Annotated in this window: 27 protein-coding genes and 1 pseudogene; 20 read left to right on the top strand and 8 right to left on the bottom strand. The window is 59.2% G+C overall.

Annotated elements, in window-relative coordinates:
- Window positions 1–3 precede the first annotated feature (3 nt).
- From H621_RS0117575 to H621_RS0117565, 3 genes are read left to right on the top strand one after another with little or no spacing between them, the layout of a single operon-like run.
- Window positions 4–1,332, top strand: a complete 1,329-nt coding sequence (locus H621_RS0117575; RefSeq protein ID WP_028944657.1) for an NAD(P)/FAD-dependent oxidoreductase — start codon at window positions 4–6, stop codon at window positions 1,330–1,332.
- Window positions 1,329–1,700, top strand: coding sequence for an ethanolamine utilization protein EutQ (locus H621_RS0117570; RefSeq protein ID WP_028944656.1), 372 nt, complete (start codon window positions 1,329–1,331; stop codon window positions 1,698–1,700). The genes H621_RS0117575 and H621_RS0117570 overlap by 4 nt, the downstream gene beginning before the upstream one ends.
- Window positions 1,701–1,731: 31 nt before the next feature.
- A complete protein-coding gene (locus tag H621_RS0117565) occupies window positions 1,732–2,892 on the top strand; it encodes an MFS transporter (protein WP_028944655.1) in 1,161 nt (386 codons plus the stop codon).
- A 25-nt stretch (window positions 2,893–2,917) separates the two neighbouring features.
- Here the strand turns inward: H621_RS0117565 and H621_RS28765 are convergent, their stop codons facing one another.
- Complete coding sequence (locus tag H621_RS28765) at window positions 2,918–3,061, bottom strand: hypothetical protein (protein WP_167332124.1); 144 nt, start codon at window positions 3,059–3,061, stop codon at window positions 2,918–2,920.
- Between the two features lie 192 nt (window positions 3,062–3,253).
- On the opposite strand from H621_RS28765, the gene H621_RS0117555 reads away from it, so the two are divergent.
- The 4 genes from H621_RS0117555 (at window position 3,254) to H621_RS0117540 (ending at window position 7,868) form a co-directional block, all read left to right on the top strand.
- Window positions 3,254–4,660, top strand: a complete 1,407-nt coding sequence (locus H621_RS0117555) for an NAD(P)/FAD-dependent oxidoreductase (protein ID WP_028944654.1) — start codon at window positions 3,254–3,256, stop codon at window positions 4,658–4,660.
- Window positions 4,661–4,671: 11 nt separating this feature from the next.
- Window positions 4,672–5,019, top strand: a complete 348-nt coding sequence (locus H621_RS0117550) for a cupin domain-containing protein (protein WP_028944653.1) — start codon at window positions 4,672–4,674, stop codon at window positions 5,017–5,019.
- Between the two features lie 108 nt (window positions 5,020–5,127).
- Window positions 5,128–6,300, top strand: a complete 1,173-nt coding sequence (locus tag H621_RS0117545) for an aromatic amino acid transport family protein (protein ID WP_371919761.1) — start codon at window positions 5,128–5,130, stop codon at window positions 6,298–6,300.
- Window positions 6,301–6,362: 62 nt separating this feature from the next.
- Window positions 6,363–7,868, top strand: coding sequence for a PucR family transcriptional regulator (locus H621_RS0117540; RefSeq protein ID WP_028944651.1), 1,506 nt, complete (start codon window positions 6,363–6,365; stop codon window positions 7,866–7,868).
- Window positions 7,869–7,882: 14 nt separating this feature from the next.
- Here H621_RS0117540 and H621_RS0117535 read toward each other — a convergent pair whose 3' ends face one another.
- Window positions 7,883–8,797 (bottom strand): LysR family transcriptional regulator, encoded by a 915-nt coding sequence (locus H621_RS0117535; protein WP_028944650.1) that lies wholly within the window; start codon window positions 8,795–8,797, stop codon window positions 7,883–7,885.
- Between the two features lie 197 nt (window positions 8,798–8,994).
- Here H621_RS0117535 and H621_RS0117530 point away from each other — a divergent pair, with 197 nt between their 5' ends.
- Genes H621_RS0117530 through H621_RS0117520 form a run of 3 tightly spaced genes read left to right on the top strand, consistent with a single transcriptional unit; the run spans window position 8,995 to window position 11,224 of the window.
- Window positions 8,995–10,326, top strand: coding sequence for a nucleobase:cation symporter-2 family protein (locus tag H621_RS0117530; RefSeq protein ID WP_028944649.1), 1,332 nt, complete (start codon window positions 8,995–8,997; stop codon window positions 10,324–10,326).
- Between the two features lie 32 nt (window positions 10,327–10,358).
- Window positions 10,359–10,868, top strand: a complete 510-nt coding sequence (locus H621_RS0117525; protein WP_028944648.1) for a nucleoside deaminase — start codon at window positions 10,359–10,361, stop codon at window positions 10,866–10,868.
- Window positions 10,865–11,224 carry a hydroxyisourate hydrolase gene (locus H621_RS0117520; RefSeq protein WP_028944647.1) on the top strand — a complete coding sequence of 120 codons (360 nt, stop codon included), beginning with the start codon at window positions 10,865–10,867 and terminating at the stop codon, window positions 11,222–11,224. Before H621_RS0117525 ends, H621_RS0117520 begins: the two co-directional genes overlap by 4 nt.
- 110 nt (window positions 11,225–11,334) lie before the next feature.
- Here H621_RS0117520 and H621_RS27765 read toward each other — a convergent pair whose 3' ends face one another.
- Entirely contained in the window at window positions 11,335–12,390 is a 1,056-nt protein-coding gene (locus H621_RS27765; RefSeq protein WP_146117352.1) for a hypothetical protein, read from the bottom strand.
- Window positions 12,391–12,631: 241 nt separating this feature from the next.
- Here H621_RS27765 and H621_RS28500 point away from each other — a divergent pair.
- Window positions 12,632–12,766, top strand: a pseudogene (locus H621_RS28500) (MFS transporter); the annotation flags it as partial.
- A gap of 15 nt (window positions 12,767–12,781) precedes the next feature.
- On the opposite strand, the gene H621_RS0117505 reads toward H621_RS28500, so the two are convergent.
- Both H621_RS0117505 and H621_RS0117500 read right to left on the bottom strand, forming a co-directional pair.
- A complete protein-coding gene (locus tag H621_RS0117505; protein ID WP_028944645.1) occupies window positions 12,782–13,423 on the bottom strand; it encodes a DUF1109 domain-containing protein in 642 nt (213 codons plus the stop codon).
- Window positions 13,410–13,997 (bottom strand): sigma-70 family RNA polymerase sigma factor, encoded by a 588-nt coding sequence (locus tag H621_RS0117500; protein ID WP_028944644.1) that lies wholly within the window; start codon window positions 13,995–13,997, stop codon window positions 13,410–13,412. The genes H621_RS0117505 and H621_RS0117500 overlap by 14 nt, the downstream gene beginning before the upstream one ends.
- A 224-nt stretch (window positions 13,998–14,221) precedes the next feature.
- On the opposite strand from H621_RS0117500, the gene H621_RS0117495 reads away from it, so the two are divergent.
- From H621_RS0117495 to H621_RS0117480, 4 genes are read left to right on the top strand one after another with little or no spacing between them, the layout of a single operon-like run.
- Entirely contained in the window at window positions 14,222–14,500 is a 279-nt protein-coding gene (locus tag H621_RS0117495; RefSeq protein ID WP_028944643.1) for a BufA1 family periplasmic bufferin-type metallophore, read from the top strand.
- 16 nt (window positions 14,501–14,516) lie between these two features.
- Window positions 14,517–15,350, top strand: coding sequence for an MNIO family bufferin maturase (gene bufB, locus H621_RS0117490; protein WP_028944642.1), 834 nt, complete (start codon window positions 14,517–14,519; stop codon window positions 15,348–15,350).
- Window positions 15,347–16,105: an HvfC/BufC N-terminal domain-containing protein gene (locus H621_RS0117485; RefSeq protein ID WP_028944641.1), complete on the top strand. Its 759-nt coding sequence runs from the start codon at window positions 15,347–15,349 to the stop codon at window positions 16,103–16,105. Before bufB ends, H621_RS0117485 begins: the two co-directional genes overlap by 4 nt.
- A gap of 11 nt (window positions 16,106–16,116) precedes the next feature.
- Window positions 16,117–16,584: a DoxX family protein gene (locus H621_RS0117480; protein WP_028944640.1), complete on the top strand. Its 468-nt coding sequence runs from the start codon at window positions 16,117–16,119 to the stop codon at window positions 16,582–16,584.
- Window positions 16,585–16,748: 164 nt separating this feature from the next.
- On the opposite strand, the gene H621_RS0117475 is transcribed toward H621_RS0117480, so the two are convergent.
- Window positions 16,749–17,996 carry an NADH:flavin oxidoreductase/NADH oxidase family protein gene (locus tag H621_RS0117475; protein ID WP_028944639.1) on the bottom strand — a complete coding sequence of 416 codons (1,248 nt, stop codon included), beginning with the start codon at window positions 17,994–17,996 and terminating at the stop codon, window positions 16,749–16,751.
- A 104-nt stretch (window positions 17,997–18,100) separates the two neighbouring features.
- On the opposite strand from H621_RS0117475, the gene H621_RS0117470 reads away from it, so the two are divergent.
- A complete protein-coding gene (locus H621_RS0117470) occupies window positions 18,101–18,508 on the top strand; it encodes a MerR family transcriptional regulator (protein ID WP_028944638.1) in 408 nt (135 codons plus the stop codon).
- A gap of 124 nt (window positions 18,509–18,632) precedes the next feature.
- Here the strand turns inward: H621_RS0117470 and H621_RS0117465 are convergent, their stop codons facing one another.
- Window positions 18,633–19,235, bottom strand: coding sequence for a transglycosylase SLT domain-containing protein (locus H621_RS0117465; RefSeq protein ID WP_028944637.1), 603 nt, complete (start codon window positions 19,233–19,235; stop codon window positions 18,633–18,635).
- A 751-nt stretch (window positions 19,236–19,986) separates the two neighbouring features.
- On the opposite strand from H621_RS0117465, the gene H621_RS0117460 reads away from it, so the two are divergent.
- The 4 genes from H621_RS0117460 to H621_RS28495 all read left to right on the top strand — a co-directional run bounded on the left by H621_RS0117460 (window position 19,987) and on the right by H621_RS28495 (window position 23,780).
- A complete protein-coding gene (locus H621_RS0117460; protein WP_028944636.1) occupies window positions 19,987–20,214 on the top strand; it encodes a hypothetical protein in 228 nt (75 codons plus the stop codon).
- Between the two features lie 58 nt (window positions 20,215–20,272).
- Window positions 20,273–20,557: a DUF3077 domain-containing protein gene (locus tag H621_RS0117455; RefSeq protein WP_028944635.1), complete on the top strand. Its 285-nt coding sequence runs from the start codon at window positions 20,273–20,275 to the stop codon at window positions 20,555–20,557.
- Between the two features lie 1,308 nt (window positions 20,558–21,865).
- The gene (locus H621_RS28125; RefSeq protein ID WP_084167975.1) at window positions 21,866–23,056 is read left to right on the top strand and encodes a reverse transcriptase family protein; all 1,191 of its coding nucleotides are present in this window, start codon (window positions 21,866–21,868) and stop codon (window positions 23,054–23,056) included.
- A complete protein-coding gene (locus H621_RS28495) occupies window positions 23,049–23,780 on the top strand; it encodes a retron Ec48 family effector membrane protein (RefSeq protein ID WP_156905621.1) in 732 nt (243 codons plus the stop codon). Before H621_RS28125 ends, H621_RS28495 begins: the two co-directional genes overlap by 8 nt.
- A 282-nt stretch (window positions 23,781–24,062) precedes the next feature.
- Here H621_RS28495 and H621_RS0117445 read toward each other — a convergent pair whose 3' ends face one another.
- Complete coding sequence (locus H621_RS0117445; protein ID WP_209420949.1) at window positions 24,063–24,878, bottom strand: hypothetical protein; 816 nt, start codon at window positions 24,876–24,878, stop codon at window positions 24,063–24,065.
- Window positions 24,879–24,986: the final 108 nt, after the last annotated feature.

The following is a 24,986-nucleotide window of genomic DNA, read 5'->3' as shown; positions in this document are numbered from 1 at the left end:
ACCATGAACAGTATCGTCAATCTGCCTCACGATGACCGCAGCTGCGGCTGGTATGCCGCGCTGCCTGAACCGGCGCCAAGCAAACGCCTGAGTGGCGAACAGAACGCCGACTATGTGGTGATCGGCGCCGGCTTTGCCGGACTTTCCGCCGCGCGGCGCCTGGCCGAGCACCTGCCGCAGGCGCGCATCATTCTGGTAGATGCCCAGCGAATAGCCTACGGCGCTTCCGGGCGCAACTCGGGTTTTGTCATCGACCTGCCGCACAAATTCGCCCTCGAACATCCCGATCCACAGCACAAACAGCGCCTGCTGGGCCTGAACCGCTCAGCCATCGACCAACTGCAAACGTTGATCGGCCGTCACGGCATCGAATGCCAGTGGTCCCATGCGGGCAAATACCAGGGCGCGGTGGGAGAGCGTGGCCAGGGTTATCTGGATCACTTCGAAAAACTGATGGCCGACCTGGGCGAGCCCTATCGCGTGGTCGGGCGTGACGAACTGGCCGGCGTACTCGGTAGCCGCTACTACAGCCGCGCCATCTACACGCCCGGTTGCTTCCTGATGCAACCCGCCGCACTGGTACGTGGCCTGGGTGAGTCGCTACCTGGCAACGTCGAAGTGCTTGAAGAATCGCCGATCCGCACACTCCAGAAAGACCCCAGCGGCAAGTGGCTGCTGCGTGGCGACAACGGTCTGATCCGGAGCCCGCAGGTATTGCTGGGCACCAGCATCTTCACCCAGGAGTTCGGCTACCTGCGCAACCGACTCCTGCCGGTGATGACGTTCGCCAGTTGGACGCGCCCACTGAGCGACGCAGAAATGGCGACGGTTGGCGCCCAGGCCGACTGGGGCCTCACCCCTGCCGACCACGCCGGTACCACCGTACGCATGACCCAGGACCGGCGCCTGATCATCCGCAATACCTACAAGCACGTTCCTCGCTACGGTCGCAGCATCACCGATGCTAGCCGCAACAAGATTCGCGAGGACCATCGCAAGGCCTTCGAGGCGCGCTATCCGCAACTGGCCCAGGTGCCGTTCACCCATACCTGGGGCGGGGTCTATGCGATCTCGCGCAACTTCACCAACTACTTCGGCCAGCTCGATGACGGTGTTTACGCCACCGCCTGCGACAACGGCGTGGGCGCGGCCTGGGGCACCATTTCCGGCACGCTGCTGGCCGACATGGCGGTGGGTGCGGACTCCAGGCAATTGAGCGACATCCGCGCAGTGACCGGCATGCCCTCGCGCAATCCACCTGAGCCGTTCCTGGGCATGGGTGTGCGCACCCGGATCCGCTGGGCGGCGTTCAACAGCAGGAGCGAAGTATGAGCCGCGTACCCAGCGGCAAAGGCCCGGTGCGTCTGGTCGATCACCGGGACCTGGACTTTGTCCACCGGGGCGGCCCGCCTGGCGGCGCGTCGGTAGCGCGCGCCATCAGCAATGAAGTGTCGCCAAACCTGGGCATCGGCTTTGCCCGTTGGGAAGGCGCCGAAGTGGCCTGGACGGTGCTCTACGACGAAGTGATTTTTGTGATTGAAGGGTGCTTTGAACTCCGGGCCAACGGCGAGGTGCATCGCGTGTCGCCAGGCCAGGTGCTGTGGATTCCCGAAGGCACGGAGCTGGTGTATGCAGGCCACGCGCTGTTCGGTTATGTGGTGTACCCGGGCGACTGGAAACAGCGCCACGGCCTTGCCTGACTACCGACCACTACTGGTCTGGGGAACCCAATTGTTCGCACTATCCAAACGGTTCGGCACGATCTATGTCGCTGCCTTGTTGATGCAGCTGGGTTCCAGCCTGCTGATGACCTACCTGGCCCTGCGCCTGGATGCCTCTGGTGTGGCGCAGCTGTGGGGCGGTGCGCTGATGGCCGCCAACGCGCTGGGCATGGTGTTGGGAGCCCGCTCCGGTTATTGGCTGATTGGCCTGGTCGGCCATGCACGGGCCTTTGTGGTGAGCGCCGGGGTGATTGTTACCGCGGTGCTCACGCACCAGCTCAGTGATGGCTTGCCGCTGTGGCTTGCCCTGCGGTTCATCGTGGGTGCGGCAATGATGTGCCAGTTGATGGTCATCGAGAGCTGGCTCAACGACTGCGCACCGATCAGCCGGCGAGGTGGCGCCATGTCGCTGTACATGGTGGCCAGCTATGTCGGCATGATGCTCGGGCAACTGATGCTCAGCCTCGGGGATGGGCTGCACTCCCTGGCGTTGACGGGCGTGGCCATTGCCTTTGCCATTGGCTTGATTCCCGTGGCCCTGCACAACGGCACCCAGCCGAACAGCATCAGCCAGGCCCGAATCAAGCCGATGCTGTACCTGCGCAGGCTTCCTCAATCGTTGTTCACGATTCTTGCCTCGGGTTTGCTGAACGGTTGCCTGTACGGGCTGACGCCGATCTTTGCCGCGCAACTGGGCTTTACCCCGCCGCAGGTCGGGCAATTCATGGCCATCAGCATTGCCGCCGGGCTGCTGGCGCAACTGCCGCTGGGCAAACTGTCGGATCATTTTTCTCGCATCACCCTGATCCGCGCTACCGCTGCATTGCTGTGCATCGCCTACCTGCCGCTGGCCTTCGGGCTGGCATCGGGTCAGCTGTGGGTCATGTTGGCGGGGGCTGCGATCGGCTTCTTGCAGTTCTGTTTGTATCCACTGGGTGTGGCCCATGCCAACGACAACCTTGAGCCGGAACTGCGTGTATCGGTGGCCGGGGTGTTGCTGATGACCTTTGGCATCGGCGCGACCATCGGTCCACTGGTTGCGGGGGCAATGATGGAGCATTCAGGCCCGCAGGCGCTGTATGTGTTCAGCATTGGTGTGGCGGCAATGGTGGTGTGTTTTATCCGGGAGAAGAAACGCGATATGGGGGCGTCCCTGGTGGGCGTCCCGTAGCCGCTGGCACGGCTACGGGTATCGGTCAGGCCCCCGACTCGGGGTCGCTTGCCGGCACACCCGGTGAGCGCTGGTTTTCGTTGTTTTCGTCAAGCACCGGGTCTGTATCCGGATCCGGTGCCTTGTCGTGGTCATCCGGGATCTGCGGCTTTTCCTTCGCATTGTTCATCACACCCTCCAAGCAGTGGTCTTTCTACGAAGAGCCCTCCGCTGCGCGGCCGTTCCCGACATTCGATAAACGGCTGTCGTTGCAGGCTCATACGATCGTATGAGCACTGCACGCGCATTCTTAATGGCGTCTAATTGTCGCGTCCCTTGTGCCCCTTGAAACTGGCCGGCATCCACTTGCCAGGGGCTCACAATGAAACTAACGCTTACCCCTCCGTTGAAAGCCAGTCACTGGATGACGGCAACCAATCTGCTCGATAACCCGACCGTGCCGCTCAATGGCGACCACGAAGCTGATGTAGTCATCATTGGTGGCGGTTTTGTCGGGCTATGGACCGCCATGACAGTCAAGGAGCTTGAACCGGATGCCCGCGTCATGGTGCTTGAACAGCACGTGTGCGGCGGCGGCGCCTCTGGACGCAACGGCGGTTTTGTCATGTCCTGGTGGCCCAAAATCGGCACCCTGCGCGGCTTTTGCAACGAAGACCAAGCCTTGTTCCTGGGCAACAGTGCCGAGCATGCCATCACCGAACTCGGTGAGTTCTGCCAGCGCCATGGCATCGACGCCCATTTCCGCCAAAGTGGCTGGCTGTGGACCGCCACGACCGCGCAGCACATCGATACCTGGAACGGTACCCTGGCCGCCTGCGAGCGACTGGGAGTACGGCCGTTCGAGCGTGTCGACCCTCGCGAGTTGGCTCGACGCACCGGTTCAGCCGTACACCTGGCAGGCGTATTCGAGCGTAGCAATGCCACTGTGCAGCCCGCGTTGCTGGTGCAGGGCATGCGCCGCGTAGCGCTGAAAATGGGCGTGCAGATACATGAAGGCACTGGTGTGAGTGCAATTGAGCCTGGGCAACCGGTGCAGGTCAAAACCGCCCAGGCAAGCCTGCGCGCGCGCTCGGTTGTACTGGCCGTCAATGCCTGGGCTGCAACCCTGCCGGCGCTGGCGAAGCTGATCGTGCCGGTCAACAGCTCGATCGTGGCCACCGATGCCATACCGCAGCGCCTGGCCCAGATCGGCTGGATCGGCGGCGAAGCCATCACTGATTCGCAGTTGATGGTGGACTACTACCGCACCACCCACGACGGTCGCATTGCCTTTGGCAAAGGGACCGGCGCCTTGAGTTTTGCCTCGAAGATCGGTGCGGTTTTCAGCGAAGACGCTGCAAGCGTGGCATTGACCGAAGCGGACCTGCGCCGAACCTACCCCATGCTCGGCAACACGCGTATCGCCGCACAGTGGTCCGGCCCCATCGACCGCACCTACGACAGCCTGCCCGTGTTCGGGCGGCTGTGCGCCCAGGACAACATTCATTACGGCATCGGCTGGAGCGGCAATGGGGTCGGCCCAAGCCGGCTTGGCGGGCGCATCCTGGCCAGCTTGACCCTGGGCCGCAACGACGCCTGGAGCACCTGCCCGTTGGTGGAGCGCACCTGTCGCACTTTCCCGCCCGAACCTCTCCGCTACTGGGGCGGCTCTCTGGTACGCAATGCCGTGATGCGCAAAGAGCGCTCGGAGTTAGCCGGCACTGCACCCGCGGCGCTGGATCTGTTTCTGGCCCGCCTTGCGCCGGCCGGTCTCGAAGACAAAGCCTGAGGAGTTCAGCCATGTCGATCGTTCATATCGCTGCCACTGCCCCGCTCACCTTTGGTGAAGCCGTCACGCTCGGTAATACGCAACAGGAACCGCTGGCAAAGGCCCGCACAGCGGCACATCAACCCCTGCCTGATGCACGCGGCGCTACCGGTATCTGGGAATGCAGCCCTGGCAGTTTTCGTCGCCAGGTCGCCCAGGCCGAATACAGCTACATCGTCAGCGGCGCCGGTACCTTTACGCCGGATAACGGTGAGCCGGTGGCGTTTGCCGCTGGCGATGCGCTGTATTTTCCGGCCAATACCCACGGCACCTGGACCCTCCAGGAAAGTGTTCGCAAGACCTACGTGATTCTCGAGTGAGCCGCCAGCCGGCCACTGCCCCCACATAACAAGACGAGGTAACAACCAGTGGGTATACAACAACAAATAGAAGCGCCTTCGGGATTGAAGGCCCATGCACTTGGGCGAATGGAAACCATCGGTATCATCATCGGCACCAACATTGGCGCCGGTGTGCTCAGCATGGCCTTCGCCGCGCGCAAAGTGGGCTACATCCCCCTGCTGGCCTGCCTGGCGATCACATGCCTGTTCTGCATCATCACCATGTTGTACGTCGCCGAAACCTGCCTGCGCACCCGTGAAAACAAACAGCTCAGCGGCCTGTCGCGCAAATACCTGGGGCCCTTCGGCGGCTGGCTGATCTTTATTGCCGTAGCCGCCAACAGCTATGGCGCGCTGGTGGCCTACATGACCGGCAGCGGCAACATCCTCACCGATTTCTTCGGCCAGTTCGGGTTGAGCCGGCAGATGGGCAGCCTGATCTTCTTCGTGCCCTCGGCGCTGGTGCTGTACCTGGGCCTCAAGGCACTGGGTGTGGCGGAAAAACTGATCAGTGCCGGAATGGTGATGATCGTCTGCCTGCTGATCGGCGCTACGGTCATCCATGAAGACTCCCAACTGGTACACCTGTGGCAGAGCCAGTGGCAGTACGTGGTGCCGGTGTTCAACCTGGCGGTCTTCGTGTTTGGTGCGCAGTTCCTGGTGCCGGAACTGGTGCGCGGCAACCTTGATACACCCCAGCGCCTGCCGCGCCTGATCATCGGCGGCATGGTGTTGACCTTCGTGCTGGTGGCTGCGATTCCGGCTTCGGTAATTGCCCTGGTGGGCACCGAAAACCTCAGCGAAGTAGCCACCCTCAGTTGGGGACGTTCGCTGGGCCAATGGGCCTACTATGTAGCCAACACTTTCGCCCTGCTGGCCATGCTGACGTCGTACTGGGGCCTGGGTGGATGCCTGTTCACCAATATCTTCGACCACTTCCGCCTCGGTGATGAGAGCCAGCGCGGCAAGCGTCTGCTGGTATTGGCAGTGGTGGCGATACCACCGTTCATTCTCGCGTACTCGGGCATCAGCGGCTTCGTCAATGCACTGTATTTTGCCGGCACCTTCGGTGGCGTGCTGATGGGCATCATCCCGGTGTTGCTACTCAATGCGGCCCGCAAACACGGCGACAAGACGCCCGCGTTCACCTGTGGCTGGTATGCTCATCCATTGATCCAGATCGGCATCATCCTGATATTTGCCTCCAGTGGCGTATACGCCGTGTTGTCAGCCATGGGCATGCTACCCGCCAGTTGGTGATGACACGACAACAGGCCAGGATGAGCCCGGACACCCGCCTGACCCAATGGAGTCGCCCGCGCATGTCACTGCACATTCGTGACTTGATCGCTCTTCCCGAACTTCGCTCACACTTGCTGAGCGGCACCGATGGTCTCGAACGTGAGGTGCGCTGGGCGCATGTGTGCGAACTGCCCGACCCCACCGAATGGCTGGGCGAGGGCGATGTGCTGATGACAACCGGCCTGGGGGTCCCCACCGACCCGCAGGCGCAGCGCGAGTATGTGCAGCGGCTTGCCGACGCTGGCCTGGCCGGCATGATGATCGGTGAGCATATGCAGGCACCCGACAACCTCGATGCGCTCACTGATCGTGCACAACAGCTTGGTTTCGCCGTCATCCTCACCGAATACGGCGTCCCCTTCGCGGCGGTGACGCGCGCCATCATCGACGCCAATCAGAAAGAGGAATACCAGCGCCGCAGCGCGCTGGCACGGGTGTACGAGAGTGCCCGCCTGAGCATTTCCGGACTGAGCCTGGCGGCATTGGTACAGCGCCTGGAATCGGACATTCAATGCCGTCTGCATGTACTGCTGTCTGTAACGCTGCAGCCTTGGGATGAGCAACTGGCCCCATTGCCCGACACGGTGCGAACAGCGCTGCTCGCCAGCCGACGCAGGCAGGGGGAGCAACAACCCATGCTGCGTCGCCACACCCTGCCAGACGGTGAGGCACTGACCATTGAACTGCATACCGAGCAGGACTGCCTGCTGGTGGTGACCGGTGAGGGTTTGCCCGACTATGGGCTGCTGCACCATCTGACTGCGGTGCTCGGCCTGGAAGTTCAGCGGCGCCAGGCAGAGCGCGAACGACGCTTGCGCCTTGGGTCGGAATTGATCGATGACTTGCTGCAACAGCGCCTGAGTCTCGAACAAGTCACCCAACGCTTGCAGGATCAACTACCTGGCCTGGCCCTTGAGCAGGCGGTATTCAGCATTGCCCGGGGGCCGGGGTTGCGCAGCAGTCCCGAAACGCTCTTGCGGCTGCTCAACGATCGCTTGCTGGCGCGCAGCCAGGGTGACGAACTCATCCTGCTGCATGCCGATGGCCTGCAATCGACACTGGTCGAACAGCTTGACCTGAGCCTTGGTTCAAGCGCCCCCCTCCACACCGTACAGCGCAGTGCCGAGGCGTTGCGCGAAGCTCTGCTGGCCTGCGCCCACACCCACGCGCAGCGTAGGGTATGCCGCTATGCAGAGCTTGAAACCGACACGCCCTGGCTTCCCCGCACCCCGGATGAAGCTCTTCGCGCTTTCCGCTCGGTGCTGGGTGCCCTCCATGCCTATGACCAGGCACAAGGCACTTCACTGCTGCACACCTTGCAAGTGTTCCTGGAAGAGAATCGCTCGTGGCTGCAGGCTGCAAAGCGCCTGCATGTACACAAACAAACCCTGGTGTACCGCATACGCCGCATCGAAGCGATCAGTGGACGCTCAATGGACAACACGGGCGATGTCGCCACCTTGTGGTTTGCCCTGCAAAGCCGCTGGGTGGCCGTAGGCGCGAGCTTGCCCCGCGATGCGCTGTAGCGTGGCCCCATCAATCAGAGGGTGGTGGGTTGGCCGTTACGGTCGAGTTCGAACACCTTGTTGTGCTGCAAGCGCTCCTTGAGCCAGCGCTGGGCCTTGTCCAGCGGCCGCTGGCGGGCCCAGAGCATGTCTACACCCACGTGCCAGTCGGTATATGGGTAGGCCGTCAGTTGCAGCTCCACCAACTCACCCCGCGCCAGCTCGCGCTGTATCAATTGGCGCGGCAGGGTTGTCCAGCCAAGGCCGGCACGGACCATTTCAAGCAACGCCAGGTAACTTTCCGCCTGCCACAGTTGGGTCGAGCGCAGGTACTCGCTGCTGGGCAGTTTGCTGGCATGGGCGCTGAACGCCAGGCGCCGGTGCACGTGCAAGTCGTCAAAGGTCACCGTAGCCATCTGCGCCAGCGGGTGCGCCGGGTGGCAGACGTGTAGCATGATCAACTTGCCCAGTTGCTGGAACGCCAGTTCCTTCGGGTACCCCGGCTGCGAGAAGGCAATGCCCAGCACGGCCTCGCCTCGGGCCACCAATTCGCTGACATCGCCATGCACCGGGTGGCGGATGATCAGGTCGACAAAGGGGAAGGCCTGTTCGAAATCCTTGAGCACCGGCATGACCGGGCCATACGGCGTTTCAATCGCAAGCGTCAGGCTCGGCTCCACCGTTTCCGACAGGCAATCGGCATGCGCCTCCAGGGCCAGGCAACGCTCCAGTACCGCCTCGGCCTGGATCAGCAGCTTCTGCCCGCTGGCCGTCAGTGTCGGGCTGCGGCTGGCGCGGTCGAACAACTCGACCCCAAGGTCTGCCTCCAGGTTGGCAATGGCCGCGCTGATCGTTGATTGCGTCTTGCCCAGCTTGCGCCCGGCCGCAGAGAACGAGCCGCTTTTTACTGCCTGGGTGAACATCAGCAATTGATCCAGTGAAAAGCGCAACGTGCCTGCTCCTGAGCCTTGGGTGAACCCTTCGGTGCGAATCCTGCAACGCAATCGGAGCGATGTGCAAGTACGCCACCCATCGACCAGGCCGATAGTTACTAACTTGTTTCATCGCTCACGACGTTCAACTATAGCCCCGACGTCAGCAGTTCCTGTCAACAACAAAAAAGCCGCACCTTCAGGAGACACACGACATGAGCACTAAACGGGTTCATCCGGTGGACGAGGTTTTGCCCCTGCGACAGTTGTTCACCTTCGGCCTGCAGCACGTGCTGGTGATGTACGCCGGTGCCGTGGCGGTGCCGCTGATTCTGGGCAGTGCGTTGGGACTGACATCTGCCCAGATCGTCACCCTGATCAACGCCAACCTGCTGACCTCGGGTATAGCGACGTTGATCCAGACCCTGGGCTTCTGGAAATTCGGTGCCCGCTTGCCGTTGATCCAGGGCTGCTCGTTCATCGCCCTGGCGCCGATGATCATGATCGGCAAGGAGTTCGGGCTCAGCCAGATATTTGGTGCGGTGATTGCGGCAGGCGCCATCACCATTGCCCTGGCGCCGGTGTTCAGCCGCTTGCTGCGCTTCTTTCCCCCAGTGGTCATCGGCAGCCTGATTACCATCATCGGCATCTCGCTGATGCCGGCGGCGGCCATCTGGCTGGGCGGCGGTAACCCGGGCGCCGAAGACTTCGGCAAGCCCGCCAACTTGCTGCTGGGGCTGGCGACGGTCAGCGTGACGCTGGTGATCTACGCCAAGTTTTCGGGCTTTATCGGCAACCTCAGCGTGCTCATCGGCCTGTTCGCAGGAAGCCTGATTGCCGCAGCCTTCGGCATGACCAACTTCAGCCGCGTGGGCGATGCGGCCTGGTTCGAACTGAGCCCGCCAATGGCCTTTGGTGTGCCTGAGTTCTCGCTGGTGCCGATCATGATCATGACCCTGGCGATGCTGGTGATCATGGCCGAGACCACCGGCAACTGCCTGGCCATCGGCAAGCTGACCGGCAAACCGACCACCCAGCAAACCCTGGGCAATGCGTTCCGTGCCGATGGTTTGTCGACCATGCTGGGCGGTGTGTTCAACAGTTTCCCGTACAACGCCTTTACCCAGAACACCGGCCTGATCGCGCTTTCCAACGTGAGGAGCCGGTTCGTGGTCGCTGCTGCGGGCGCGATCATGGTGCTGATGGGCCTGTTCCCCAAGCTCGGAGCCCTGATCGCCGCCGTGCCCACCCCGGTGCTGGGCGGGTGCGCCATCGTGATGTTCGGCATGACCACCGTGGCCGGTATCCAGGAGCTGTCACGGGTGAAGTTCGAGGGCACCCGCAACGGCATCATCGTGGCAGTGTCGGTCAGCGTCGGCGTGCTGCCGATGTCGTTCCCTGCCCTGTTCGAACACGCCCATGGCGCGCTCAAGCTGATTCTTGAAAGCGGCATTTTCCTCGGTGCGATCACCGCCATCGTGCTCAACGTTTTGCTCAATAACGAAAAGAACGCCAGCGACGGCATCGCCGCCGAACTGGCTGAGTGAAGTACCCCCTTTTGACTGCCCAGGAGTTACCCATGACCCAATTCACTCAACTCACCCCTGCCGGCGTATCCGAGCTCGACCTGCTGTTGCTGCGCCGCAGCATTGCCCTGTCCACTGCCTCCCGGGAGCGGGGGCGCCACCCGTTTGCCGCGCTGGTCGCCGATCGTGACGGCAATATCATCGCCGAGGCCGGCAACAACTCCATGCCGCCTGAGGGTGATCCGACCCAGCACGCCGAATTGGTAGCGGCGGCAATGGCGGCGAAAAAACGGTCGCCCGAGGCCTTGGCCGACTGCACCCTGTACACCAGCGCCGAGCCTTGCTGCATGTGCGCCGGGGCGGTGTACTGGACCGGCATTGGCCGCGTGGTCTACGCGTTGTCGGAGCATGCGCTGCTGGGGCTGACGGGGGATCACCCGGAGAACCCGACCTTCTCGTTGCCGTGCCGCGAAGTGTTCGCCAAGGGCCAGCGCAAAGTCAGCGTGGAAGGGCCGATGCTGGAGAATGAGGCGGCTGAATCGCACCAGGGGTTCTGGTCATGAACGGCGGCATTTCCATCCATGTGGTGGATGTAGCCAGTGGGCGGGTAGCCGAAGGGTTGCAGGTTCGCCTGGAGCGACTGGACGGTAGTCGGCGGGAGCTTGTGTGTGAAGGCCGGGTTGGGGGAAATGGACTATTGCCGGGGCTTGATGCGTGTAAAGCGCAGTGCTCGGCTGGCGTCTACGAAGCGAGCTTGCAGGTAGCGGCGTTTTATCGCGCTCAGGGTTTGGCCCTGCCGGCCGTGCCGTTTCTGGATGAGCTGGTGTACCGGTTTGGGGTGGGGGATACGGCACAGCATTATCACCTGCCGTTCAAGTTGACGGCCTGGGGGGTGTCCTGCTTCAGGGGCGGGGCCTGACACTGCGAAAGTTGGGCGAAACGCGTTACTGGATCACTTACAGTGCAGCAGGACGCCCTGAATGACTCTCCAGCTGACAGCATCAGCATGGAAAGCGCAGGGCCATACTGTTAGAGAGCTCTCACCTTTTTCAGTTTTCGGGTACCAAGAATCCCTCTTGTGCGACGTACCTCGTCAGCGTCATAAAATTCTTGATCATGGCGGCTGGGGGAGGCGCAGGCTGCGACACCACTAAGCACCACGCCTTGCGAGTGAAGGTAGTCCAGCATCCCTAAGAAATGAGAGAACTCGGGCTGATAGTGACCGCTTTTGTTAGTGACCCCGATGAGTTGTCCAAGGCGGATGGCGATTTCGCCGGCACTGTTGACAGGCGCACCAAAAAGAAAAGAAGAGTGGTGGAAGGCATGCACTTTGTGCGAATGAGCGTAGATGTTATTGGCGGGGTCGCGAACGTAAATTCCCCAGCCAGGGCCCTCGGCATTTGTTTGCATAGTACCGGTATGAAACAGTTCGCCGAGCGAATTGTAGAAGACACCGTTTTTTATATGCAGTTGCTTTTCGCCTCTTTTATGCCGATCGAGGTATTTCACATTATTGAAAAAGCGCAAGAACAGTTCCTGGGTCTTGCCATCTGATATAAGTTTGGGGAGGTAGTGGTTACGCACCCATTCAATATAATCCCAGTCGTTATGATTCTCTTGGACGGCATCGGTCTTCTTCCAACACTCGAAGGGGTCACTCGGGTCACGTCGTAAGGCAAAATGATCCTTGATCAGCGCCTCCTGCCAATAGTCGGGACGCAGGGTACGTGTCTGACTATTTGCGCCCTTGAAGAGGATGGGAATGGCCTCCTTGACGCGCCCCCAACCTCTCTTTGTAGCATACGGGCTGTCCCAGGTTACGCGTTGGTTGACAAGGTGCTCTACCCGGATGATCGCCTCATAATGTAACTCTATAACCGCGGACACCTTATGGTTTTGAGGTTTTTTATATAAAAACCCCAAGCACGCGTTGACGATGTCCATCAAGCTCTGAATTTCTTTTCTTACCGAACGGTAGGATGTTCGATGGTAGTTCAGGAGTAACTGGTCAATTTGTGTCAGCTCGCGGTTGCCCCGTCGCTCGACAAAACTGGTCGCCTCCATGAAGTCTTCTACTGTATGCATCGCTGAACGCCCCATTGAATAGTGTTAACTGCAACTGCAACTGCAATCTCCTGAGTCCGCCAACGCCCTACTCGAACGGCCTGCCGACCTATAAACGCGTCAGCCAATACGTTAGAACAGTGGCACCGGGTGTTGATCAGGGTGTTCACGATCGTAACAGTGCTAGACAGGGACGTATTTAGGAAGTTTCCGAGACAGGGGGCCGCGCGATAAGGCATCTTGTTGCGGGGTATTCAGCCATGACGCCTGCGGGTTGTTGAACGGCTGTCTGTATGGACTCACGCCGATCTTCGCCACGCAGCTGGGCTTTACCCCGGCGCAGGTCGGGCAGTTCATGGCCATCAACATTGCGGCGGGGCTGCTGGCGCAGTTGCCGGGGCTTGAGGCTGTATCACCAGCGCAGTAGCTTCGGACCCAGGGCTGCACCCAGCAAGGTTGGAACCAGCATTCCCAGCACGTACCACACCCCCCAGAACGGCACTTCCATTTCCGGGCAATGCAACGAGTAGGCAACCGTTGCTGTCGCCCCTGCGAGCAGGCCTGCGGCGGCCCCCGCCTGGCGCAGGCGGGTCGGGGCCAGCCCGCGCACCGCCCAGAACACGCCGATAAAGGTTGGTATCGACAACAGGCCAATGTTCAACGCACAGGTGCGCCAGGTGCGACCAAGGACCATGTCGACCCGGGCATCCACCGGCACGCCCACCAGCGCCAGCGCGCCACCCAGCCACACCAGCAGCAACGGCAAGCCCAATGCCACCCAGGCCGCCCCACCGGCCACCCCCGGCCGCGCCAAGCGTGTCGACAGCCACAGCGCCAGCGGCGCCAGGCTGCCCGGCAGTGCCAGCTTGGCCCAGAACAGCGGCGTGGCGGCCACTTCGGCAAGGTCCGCGCGCACGCCGTACACCACCATCACCAGCAACAGCCCAGCCAGCCCGCCGCCCAGCAACGCCGCGGCAAAGCGCCGGGCCAGGGCATGCCGGTCCACCGCCGTTTCGGCGTTGGCCAGCAGCGAAATCAGTTCATCGGTCTTCATCGCTTCGCTTTCCTCGAATAATGCTCGCCAGGGCCTTGAGCCCACGGTGGATGCCCACCTTTACTGCCGACGCCGACAGCCCGGTCAGTTGCGCGGTCTCTTCCACCGACATGCCCTCAAGTTTCACGTGAACAATCGGCAGGCGCTGCCGCTCGGGCAGCAGCTGCAACAAACGGGCGAGATCGCGCCCGGCCTGGCCCGGCTCGTGGTCTTCAGCGGCGAACAGTTCATCGTCGTCTTCCAGCGGTTGCTGCAACGCCTCGCGACGGGCGTAGGCGCGAAAATGATCGGCCAGCTTGTAGCGCGCAATGGCCTGCACCCAGGCGGTCAGCGGTTGGTCGGCGCGGTAGGTGTGACGGGCGTTGTGTACCGCCAGCAACACCTCCTGCAACAGGTCCTCGACCTCGCTGGGACGCTGCGCCAGGCGTCGGAGCAGGTAGCTGCGCAGGTGCGTCCCAAGGGCCGTGAGAAATTCACGGTAGGCCGCCGCATCACCGTCCATGCCGCGCAGCAACAGCGCCTGCAACAGCGCTTCACGCGTGCTCAACATGTCCTGAGAGGTAGTTCGTTGCATCGCCCGCCTTGGTTACATCCCGGATGAAATTTTCTCGGGTCCCGCCCCTGCCGCGAGCGCGCCTTCAGCCAGTCAAGCCGTCGACCCTACCTCAACAGGCTAGGGCCCCGTAAGAAAAATCTCAAAAAAATCCACGGCGCTGTAACCGAACGCTGAAACCCAACGAACTACTTCACGAGCCGCCAGTGTGACGCTGCGGCCACCCCACTTTTTGGAGAGACACCATGAAAACCTTCGCACTCGCTACCGCTGCCCTTACCCTGGCCTCCATCGTCGGGACTGCCCAGGCCGACGACATGAAAGCCAGTGGCGCCACCCTGGAGAAATGCTACGGCGTCGCCATGGCCGGCAAGAACGACTGCAAGGCCGGGGCTGGCACCACCTGTGCCGGCAGCTCGAAGAAAGACTACGACGCCATGGCCTGGAAGAACGTGCCGGCCGGCACCTGCACCTCGATCAAGACGCCCAACGGCATGGGTTCGCTGACCCCGCTCAAGTCCTGACCAAAGGCCGCCGACCATGACGACTTCCCTTGACCTTGGCGCAGGGCTGAGCCTGAAGGCCGAACATTACGCCCAGGCCCTGGCCTGCACTGCCGATGGCCTGTGGTTTGAAGTCCATCCGGAAAACTACATGGTCGGCGGCGCCCGCCTCGCCTGGCTGGAACGGGTGGCGGCGCGCCACCCGGTGTCGCTGCATGGGGTGTCGTTGTCCCTGGCAGCGGCCGCCCCGCCAGACCCGGCGCACCTGCAGCGCTTGCGCACGCTGATCGAGCGGGTGCAGCCGGTGCTGGTGTCCGAACATCTGGCCTGGTCGACCTGGCGCAGCCACTACCAACCCGACCTGCTGCCGTTCCCGCGCAACGACGAGGCGCTGGCGCGCATCATCGACAACATCCAGCGCAGCCAGGACGCCATTGGCCGACAGATCGCCATCGAGAATCCCAGCCATTACCTGCGCCTGGAGGGCCACGACTGGGACGAAATCGACTTCCTGACCGAACTCACCCAGCGCAGTGGCTGTGCCCTGCTGCTCGACGTCAACAACGTACACGTCAGCGCCCACAACCTCGGGTTCGACGCAGGCGCCTTTATCGACCGCTTTCCGGCCGCGGCGATTGCGCAAATCCATCTGGCCGGACACAGCCTCGATGTTGGCGGCGAACTGCTCATCGACTCCCACGATGCCAGCGTTGCCGAGCCGGTGTGGGCCCTGTACCAGCGTCTGATCCAGCGCATCGGCCCACGCCCGACACTGATTGAGCGCGATGACCACGTTCCGGCATTCGACACGTTGCTGGGTGAGCGTGAGATCGCCCAGTCCCTTCTCAATCTACTGAAGGTGCGCACATGAAAATGTCCCTTGCCCAGTTCCAGGACGCCTTCACCGACGCCCTCTACCAGCGCCCGGCACCGCAATTGGCATCGCTTGTGGCACAGCCCGGCTTCGAGGTGTACCGCAACACAGTGCTCAAGGGCTGCGTGGATGCCATCTGCGACAACTTCCCTGCGGTCGAACGCCTGGTCGGCCACGACTGGCTCGCCGCCGTAGCCGCCATCTACGCCTGCCATGCGCCGCCCACCGACGCGCGCATGATGTTCTACGGCGGCGATTTTGCCGACTTTCTCGAAGCCTTCGAACCCGTCCGGCAACTGACCTACCTGCCCGACGTGGCGCGCCTGGATCGGTTGTGGCTGGAAACCTTCGCGGCGCCTCTCGAGCCGGGCCTGAGGCTGGATGAACTGACCGGCATGACCGCCTCCGACCTGGCCCGCTGCAGCCTGCGCCCCCGGGAAAACGTGCGCTGGCGCTGGTTCGCCGGCCAACCCATCTACAGCCTGTGGCACTGCAACCGCCAGGCACAAGCGCTGCCCGAGCCATTGCCGTGGCACGGTGAAGGCGCCTTGCTGGTGGGGAATGCCGACGGCGTCGCCTGGCAACCGCTGCAGATTGGCGAGTGCGCCTTCCTCGATGCCTGCGCCGCGGGCCAGGACCTGGAACACGCCTCGGATCATGCCCTGCATGTGCAAGCCGAGCTGGACTTCAACACCCTGCTCGGCCGCCTGCTGGCCGCCCAGGTATTCGCCCCCCTCATCCTGCCCGCCTGAAGGAGCCCACCATGGACCTTTATCATCCCTCCACTGCCAAGCACAGCGTGCGCGAGCACTGGAACCGCGTGGCCGATGGCCTGCAGCGTTTGCTTGGCGAGTCGTTGGTGTGCCTGGTGGCACGCATGGGTATTGCTGCGGTGTTCTTCCTGTCCGGGCGCACCAAGGTTGAAGGGCTGCTCGGCATTACCCCGAGCACCTATGAACTGTTCGAGACGGAATACGCCTTGCCGCTGGTATCGCCGCACCTGGCTGCGCACCTGGCCACCTACGCCGAGCACCTGTTCCCGCTGCTGCTGGTACTCGGGCTGTGTACCCGGCTTTCGGCGGCGGCATTGCTCGGCATGACGCTGGTGATCCAGGTGTTTGTTTATCCGGATGCCTGGCCTACGCACCTGTCGTGGGCGGGGTTGTTGTTGATGCTTGTGGCGCGGGGTGGCGGGGCCTGGTCGGTGGATCGGTTATTGAGGGTTCGCTGATTGTGGGGCAAGTCGAGACGTTGCCCCACCGCTCCCACCCGGCGACCGCTGCGCAGTCGATCGCAGCCTCGTTCCCCGGCAGCGGCTACAGACTGTCGGAGTAGCCGCTGGCCCCGCAGCGGTCGTGGATCAAGACATGCCCACCGGATGGAATGCCCGCCCGTTCATTGCCCTGCCAGCGCAGCCCGGCGACTCATCAACCGACGATAGCGCCGGGCGCGAAGCAGCGTCCCGCACTGCTCCTGCACCAAGGCCCACAACGGCGAAACGCTGGCAGGCGGTCGCTTGCCCTCTGCGAGCCTGCGCATATGCGCCTTGACCACCGCCATGTACGCCATCGCCGCAAAGGCCTTGCGCTTCCACTCGATCGGCGCCAGCGCTGCGCTGGCCTGTACCTGCCCGGCCTGCCAGCGCCGCGGCAGCGCCGGATCGACCGCCAGCGCCGTAGCGATCCCGGCCATGGCCACGCCACCCGCCAGCACCTGCTCCACCACCGGCAAGCGGCGAATGCCCCCGGTGACCATCACCGGCATGTGTGCACTAGCGGCAATCTCCTCGGCAAACTCGAGAAAGTACGCCTCGCGCGCCAAGGTGCGACCATCACGGGCACTGCCCTGCATCGCGGGTGCCTCGTAACTGCCACCCGACAGCTCCACCAGATCGACCTCCAGTTCATTGAGCCAGAGCACCACCTGACGGGCGTCACTGGGCTCGAAACCGCCGCGCTGGAAGTCAGCCGAGTTCAGCTTCACCGCCACGCAAAAACCTGGCGACACGTGTGCGCGCACCGCCTTGACCACCCCCAGCAACAACCGCGCGCGGTTCTCCAGCGCACCGCCCCAGCGATCCGTGCGCTGGTTGCTCAGCGGCGAAAGAAACTGGCTCAATAAATAACCGTGGGCGGCATGCACCTGCACCCCGCTGAACCCTGCCTGCTCGGCCAACGCCGCCGTGCGGGCGAAGCGCTGGATAAGCTCGGCGATCTGCGCCTCGTCCAATGGCTGGGGGACCGGGAACATCTTCGACAGCCCGCCCATGTCCAGCGCCACCGCCGACGGTGCCACGGTGGGCTGGCCCAGATTGGCCTGCATCTGCCGGCCAGGGTGGTTGATCTGCATCCAGAACTGCGCACCCTGGGAGCGCCCGATGCGCGCCCATTCTTCAAAACGCTGCAACGACTGCCCCTGCTCCAGCACCACCCCACCGGGCCCGGTCATGGCGCGGGCATCGACCATCACATTGCCGGTCAGCAGCAACCCCGCCCCGCCGTCGGCCCACGCCTGATACAGGCGGAACAATTCGTCAGAGGGCGTTTGGTCGGGGTTGGCGAGGTTCTCTTCCATCGCCGCCTTGGCAATGCGGTTGGGGATAACGGCGCCATTGGGCAGCGACAAAGACTGGAACGGTGACATGGGCACTCTCCGAAATGTTGAACACCGTGCGACGACGGGGGCTTTAACTCGGCAAAGCCTAAGGTTAAAGTCAACTTTAAGGTCAATAGCGGAGCCCGAAATAAATGAAAATCAGCGAACTCGCCCGGCGCAGCGGCATGGCCACCTCACGTATCCGCTTCTACGAAGCCAGCGGCCTGATCAGCGCCCGGCGCCTGGGCAATGGCTACCGCGACTACAGCGAACACACCCTGCATACCCTGGAAATCATCAGCTGCGGCCAGCAGGCAGGCTTTACCCTGGATGAAATGCTCAAACTGATGCCCGACCCCGCCCAGGGCGAGAGCAAACACGAGCAGTTGCTTGAAAGCCTGCGGCGCAAGGTGGTCGAGATCGAGGCCATGCAACAGCGCCTGGCGCAGAACCGCGCCAAGCTGCTGGAGATCATCGCGGGTATCGAAAGCAAGCCGGACAGCGTCGACTGCGAAGAAAATGCCCAGCGCATCATGGCTGGACTGCGCGAGCCATCGTGATCCGTAGTCGCTGCCGCCAGGCTGCGATCGACTGCGCAGCAGTCGCCAAGGGTTGCTTACGACCGCTTCGCGGCCGATCGCAGCCTGCGGCAGCGGCTACGGATTTGCACAGGGCGGGTGGAGATCACCACCAGCCCCGGTCATCCTCAAGCTCTGCCCGGCACTGCTTGAGCTGCGCGCCATAAGTGCGCGACTGCTGCTCTACCTTGCGCGCCACCTGCATCAGCCAGGGCTTGCTGCGATAGGTGCCGCGCTTGAAGCCGCCGCGCCCCTCGTGGTACGCCAGGTACTGGTTATAGGCATCCCATTTGGAAATCCCCAACTGGCTTTGCGTACCGGCCGTGTACCAGCCGATGAACATGATTGCGTCGTCGAAATTGTCCCGCGAGCCGCCGTTGCCGGTGCCGCTCTTGTACTCGCCCCAGACCGGGTCCTGGGCCTGCGCATAGCCGTAGGCCGAGCTCACCCGCCCCCATGGAATCACCCACAGCAGGTAGTCACGCGGCGGCAGCGCATCGGAAACATAGCTGCTTTCCTGCTTCATGATCGCCATCGCCACATGCTGCGGCGTGCCGAACTGTTGTTGCATCTCCAGCGAATCCTCATACCAGTCGGGGTATTCGCGGAAGATATTGCAGAGGTTGTTCTGGTCCCTCGGTGGCGCCGTGGCGCATCCCGATATCAGCACCAACAACAGCATCAGCGCCCACACTCGCCCTTGTTTCATCCATCGCCCCAGCAAAGAAATGAGGGCATCGATTGCCCTTCGTATGTAGCACAGCACCTGAGCAGGTCAGGTTTCGGAGAGCCAGTAGGATGGCCCAGGTGTAGGCAGGGTCACCTGATGGGTGGCAGTTTTACTCAGGGAATTTCGGAATTTCCTGATTTCATGCAGTCCATTTCCCAAAGATACTTAGCCTCGTCAAGATCCATTGCAGGGGTTCTGACGGGCGACTAGCCTCGCTCGATTTTTGGCAATTGTACGTGGGGCACCTCTGGGTGCGCCGAGTTCTCTGGTGATCGGTCTATCAACCTGCGTACAGTTGCTCTTTTTTATTAGTGTTCGAACGCTGCCTGCAGCAAGGCTTGCCTGGCAGGCGCCTCCCGCCAGTAGATCATCCCCTGAACCTGGCCCGCGATGCCCCCCCTTTAGTCGGGACTTACACGCAGCACTCCCAGCCACAACGATCAGAATTTCCTGATTCCCTGTAGTCCATTTCCCAAACATACTTATCTGGCTTTCAAGCCATTGCCGTGCTCGTTCAAGGAATCTAGTCTCGCTCGGTCGTTGCCAATTGCAACGACCGGTTTTGACAGACCGAATCGACCGTGAGCATGTGCAAGCCGTTATGGCGACTGTACGTGGGGCACCTTCGTGTGCGCCGAGTTCTCCGGTGTTCGGTCTGTCAACCCGCGTACAGTTGCCACCTATTTGTTTGACAGCAGATTCGTGGCGACTCCACTCACCGGGAGACACCATGTTAAAGATCGTTCCAGACCCACCGCACAACCCCAACCAATCCCTCGAAGACCTCCTCATCCAGACCTCCGAATACCTGGTCTGCGCCCTCACCATCGCCCAGCAAACCGTCCTGCTGCACACCAAACCGCCCGGCCAGGTCATGACCTTGGCGACCATGCATGAAATCGAACGTGCCCGAAGCCTGGTCGAAATGGCCTTGAGCAAGGTGCAGCCCACGCATTGAGAGACCCACAGCAAAAGCGCCAGCACTGCAGAAGCAGGCTGGCGCTTGGGAGGTTTGGATGGACAAGCGAATGGAGCTCGGCACCACCGGCGTAGGCACCTTTGGTGAGGGCCGTAGCGGGACATCGACTGATCGATTGTTTCGGGTCGAGCCGGGCCATAGTGCGGAATTTGTTTTGGAGCAGGCTGCAGTGTTGATGGGCTGCGTGAACAAGCTCAGCCATCACCTGCAGTTTGAACAGGATGAGGCGATGCGCTGTGCGGTGCATTATTTGAGTGGGATGGCGAAGGCGTTGATCGACGACCTGGGACATAGCGCCCAAGGTAACGCCCCCGCCCGGTAGGAGCGGGCTTGCCCCGCGATTAACTTGCCCAGAACAACGCCTGAATCCCGGCCAAGTGAGCCTTCAGTCAATGCTGATGCCTATGAAGAATGTCCGGGAAATGCGCATGGCTGTGGCGGATCGCCACGGAGACAGGAGTCGAATTAGGGGGCTCTAGACCCCGTTTTTATTGACACGTGACCTCTATAGAACCGAACCGTATACCTAACCATATACCTAAAACCCAACTCACCCTTGATCCTCTGCCTCAGTGGCATCGCAAGACACATCCCGCTGAGCGGCAGCTCTGCCTGCCTGTCTTCTAATTGGTTGATTGGCTGACCGGCTGGCTAACCAGGTATGCGCACTTTTGGGCAATCAACCGCCGGGATGCAGTCGCGCTCTGAGTAAGCTTCACGACCTAAGCACGATCAGACGAATGAAACAGAAGACGGACATCCCAGGGAAAATCTCAGCTGCAGGGAAACCGCGAGTCCCCGTACCCGTGTAGGGAGGGGGGTATGGGGAGGACCCAAAAACGGCAAATGCACGACGCCCCAATCTGGTATCTAGTCTGTGAGGGGGCGCAACGATGAGCTACAGACTTCATGGTCCCTAACCCGGCAAAGCGGCCAGTTCGGGAAGTCTAGGGGGTTGCCTCGCTGCTGGCTTCAACCCTTTTGGGGGCGTGGGGAGTATGACCATTAAGAACTGGTGTTCTTGGTGTTCTTGGTGTTCCAAAAGCGCTGGAAGCCAGCAAACAAGGGGCCTATAGCCAGGGAACACCATTGAGAAATATGTGGAACACGAAGGCTCAGTAACACAAAAGGTGTTCCGTACCTGCAAAACTCGAGTGGGGCAATCTAGATGGGGCTTGAGGTAGATCTGGGGCATGCCAGAGTGGTACACCACGACGGTGCAAAGCCCGATGAGCAGGTGAAGGGCTGGAATCTTTACCCCTAGGAAAAAAGTGAAAAAACGGCTTTAGACCATAGATTTTCCTGATGGTTCAGCACGTCTTCTCAGGAGGCATTGCATTTAATTTTTGGCGTATGTAGATTAGCGTTGCGTAAGCGTACCGCTTATGTGCTGCAATCGATTGCTTATAGATCCTGGGTTTTGCTCGTACGAGCGTCTGAAGTTTTTGACTTTGGACTTGTCCGGAGGCTCGCACCTCCGATCTCCTCCGAGAAACGTGGAGGAGACAGGGACGGTAGGTTTGGCCATGTGAAGGATGGCAGCTGCCAGCGATCTGATCGATGAATGCATCATCCTTCACTGCACCCTTGAGTATGGGTTGGTCAAACCTATTTTTAATAGGATTTAAAAATGGCGCTACTCAATCCTAGAAAAGTTTCAACGGGCTCGATTTCAAGTATTGAGAATCTTTGTAGCGCGCTTTCTGTATCGCTCGAAGAAATTTACGCGGCGCTGTCTCTTCCTGATGAGGAAAAATACGCTGTTTCCCAAGTGTTCAAGAGCGATGGCAGCGTTCGACTGGTCCACAATCCGCATTTCTTGCTCAGAAAAATTCAGCGAAGAATAAACAAGCGTATATTTTCCAGACTCAGTATTATTGAGTGGCCAGACCATCTTTTTGGCTCCGTACCAAATCAACGAGAGCAAGATACTAAACGTCTGATTAACAAAGACTATGTGTCGTGTGCCGCCAAACACTGTGGCGCGAAGAGCTTATTGAAAGTCGATGTCAAAGATTTCTTTGATAACATCCACAAAGACTTAGTGCTTGATATATTTAGCAATTTCATGAAATTTGACAGAGAAGTTTCTGAATTGCTTGCAGAGATTTGCTGTTTTAGGTCTCATGTAATCCAGGGAGCCCTAACCTCAAGCTATCTGGCCAGTTTGTGCCTCCATGATATTGAGGGCGCCGTGGTTCATAGATTGTCGCGAAAAGGTCTTGTATATACTCGCTTAGTAGATGACATAACGGTTTCGTCAAAGATATCAAACTACGACTTCAGTTTTGCTCTAGACATTATTAGGGCGATGCTTACTAGTAAGGACCTCCCGCTTAACATTGTTAAAACTCGATCTATTTATGTTTCCAGCGAGCCTTTGACTGTCCATGGTCTAAGGGTCGCATTTCCTCAGCCTCGCCTTCCATCTGGAGAGATCGCTAGGATCAGGGCAGCCGTAAGAAATATAGAAAATTTAGCATCAGAGCGTGGCTATAGAACAACTCACGCCTACCGACACGATTTCAATCGCTGTATGGGGCGAGTAAACAAATTAGTCAGGGTGGGTCATGATCGATACGATTCGCTGCTCGCTCGACTTAAGCAAATATTTCCTTTGCCTTCTAAAAAAGATATCGAGCGTGCGCGTGCAATGTTGGACCGCCTGGCTCGTGACTGTGCCACTAAACGTAGCACCTATTGGTATGCGAAGCGATATTATAAGCTTCAAGAAAGATTGATTATCCTAAAACGTTCATTTCCAGCTGTCACGAAAGAAATCAGAAAGTCGTTAAAGGGTTTGAAGCCTGATTATGAATAAAAAACTTGGCGAAATTTGGCGCGATTACCCATATCTAAACTATCTTGTCGCCGGGCTATTATTGGTCGCCGCAACAGGCATAATACTGAGCACTATAACTATAATTATCACCGGCATTGACGATGAGTTTGCCAGGCCTCTTTGCTTCAACAACGGATGCATTAAGAAGTTTTTAGAAATATATGACCAATCCTTTTTGATACTCATAGCAACTCTTAATCTGCTTGTAGGGCTTGCGACGATTGGGGGGATAATAGTTGCGCTCATGAGCTTTCTAAATAGTGCAAACGCCACAGCGCTATCAAACCACATCTCACATCTTTCTATATTTCAAAACTACGTAGCATTAGAGATCTCCAAGCGCAATCGTATATCTCCTTCATCTATAGATACATTTGTCTGGTATAATTTGATTTTCTCTAATTCGCGAAATGGAAAAACTTCAATTTCTGATAATTACTGCGCCGTCATCTCGACTTTAAATAGTGAAATACTTTTTTCTAATGAACAAGCAAGAACTGCGCTTCAAGGCTCATTTCGATACATGCCACATCAGAAAAGAATCATCGATGCTCTAGACTGTATGGGGGTTTCGTTAGACCATCAGCCTAGAAATGAATTTTACGAGATTGAAGATCAAATTTTTTCTTTGATATCTAGCCTAAATAAATCTTTTTGTTTCTCGGACAAAGTACCTGAGCTAGTGAAGAGGCAATACGTTTAATTTATCGAAATGCAGTATGTAATCTTCCCGCTTCCATGGCAATTTCAGCGGAATTTCCACGTCCGCTATGCCCCAGAGACAACATTTCAATATGTCCGCTGCTGGGGAGTACCTAGTTATCTCGAATTACTGATATTGGCGGTTAGCTTCCCTCCACCAACGGCCGCTCTGGGTCGAAAGCCTCATGGTGATCGTCCGTAAACCCATAGCGGCCCTTGGCGGAGGATAGCTAACGGCCAAAAGCAGATATTCAATCCATCAGCAAAAAAATAGACACCTCAATTAACCTTCATCCAACTTCAGCTCAAATGCTATAGGAGCACTTCTTAGCAACTGACCTGGCCCTGGACCAAAGCGTCTGGGTACTGTCTCTTGTTCCAATGATGCCGCCCAAATATCGCAAACTTTGGCAGAATCAAGTTGCTGACTGTTTTCAGCAATCGTGATAAATCTTTTGATCAATGCTGCGATTATTGCATACGAAAGCGATATGACGTGCGGAAGAACTCTAAAACCGGTCTCAGAAAATCCATCATAGGCGATTTTGTTATCCCTGCCCAGCAGGTAGCTTTTGGTTATCGCACTATATGTCCGATGTGTATACTTGCTAAGATCACTATAAAGATTGCTTAAGTTTTTGGCCTTATCCTGGCACTCAAACTTTCTTATGAATTCCCTAAAAACCCTATGCGGAATGACTTCGTTATTATACCACTTAGCGAGATCTTTCCTTGCCCCATCACCAGCCAAATAAAAGTAGGCCGAAATATCCATTGTTTCAACCGCATCACGGAATAAGCGCGAGGCAATTCGATGCCTCTTTTCCTCTGTTAATTTCAAGGCATCTATTAGCGCCTCTAAGGCATCTATCTGTATTAGCCAGATTGCTTTGTCGAGAGTTTGTTCATCTCGATCAAAGTGCATATCCTTTTCTGCATAGTGAAGCTTTATTGACGATAGAACCTTATAAGCCTCTCGATGAAATTGCTCTTGCCCCTCATACTCATACGGTTCATTCCACGCATCTTCTGTGTCTCTGTCCCATACAAAACTTGGCATAAGTCTCGCCCATAAATTCAACTGTAATTGATACGTCATGTCGCAATTTCCATTGCGATGGCGTGTCGCATAATTTTCTTGTCGATCTGTTAGGTGTCAGCAGCTCCCGTCCTCGATAGAAGAACTTGCTTACCCTGTACGACAATT

Source organism: Pseudomonas vranovensis DSM 16006 (assembly GCF_000425805.1).
In the GTDB taxonomy this organism is placed as follows: domain Bacteria; phylum Pseudomonadota; class Gammaproteobacteria; order Pseudomonadales; family Pseudomonadaceae; genus Aquipseudomonas; species Aquipseudomonas vranovensis.
The sequence above is the reverse complement of the archived record's forward strand: the minus strand, read 5'-3'. Positions and strand labels throughout refer to the sequence as shown.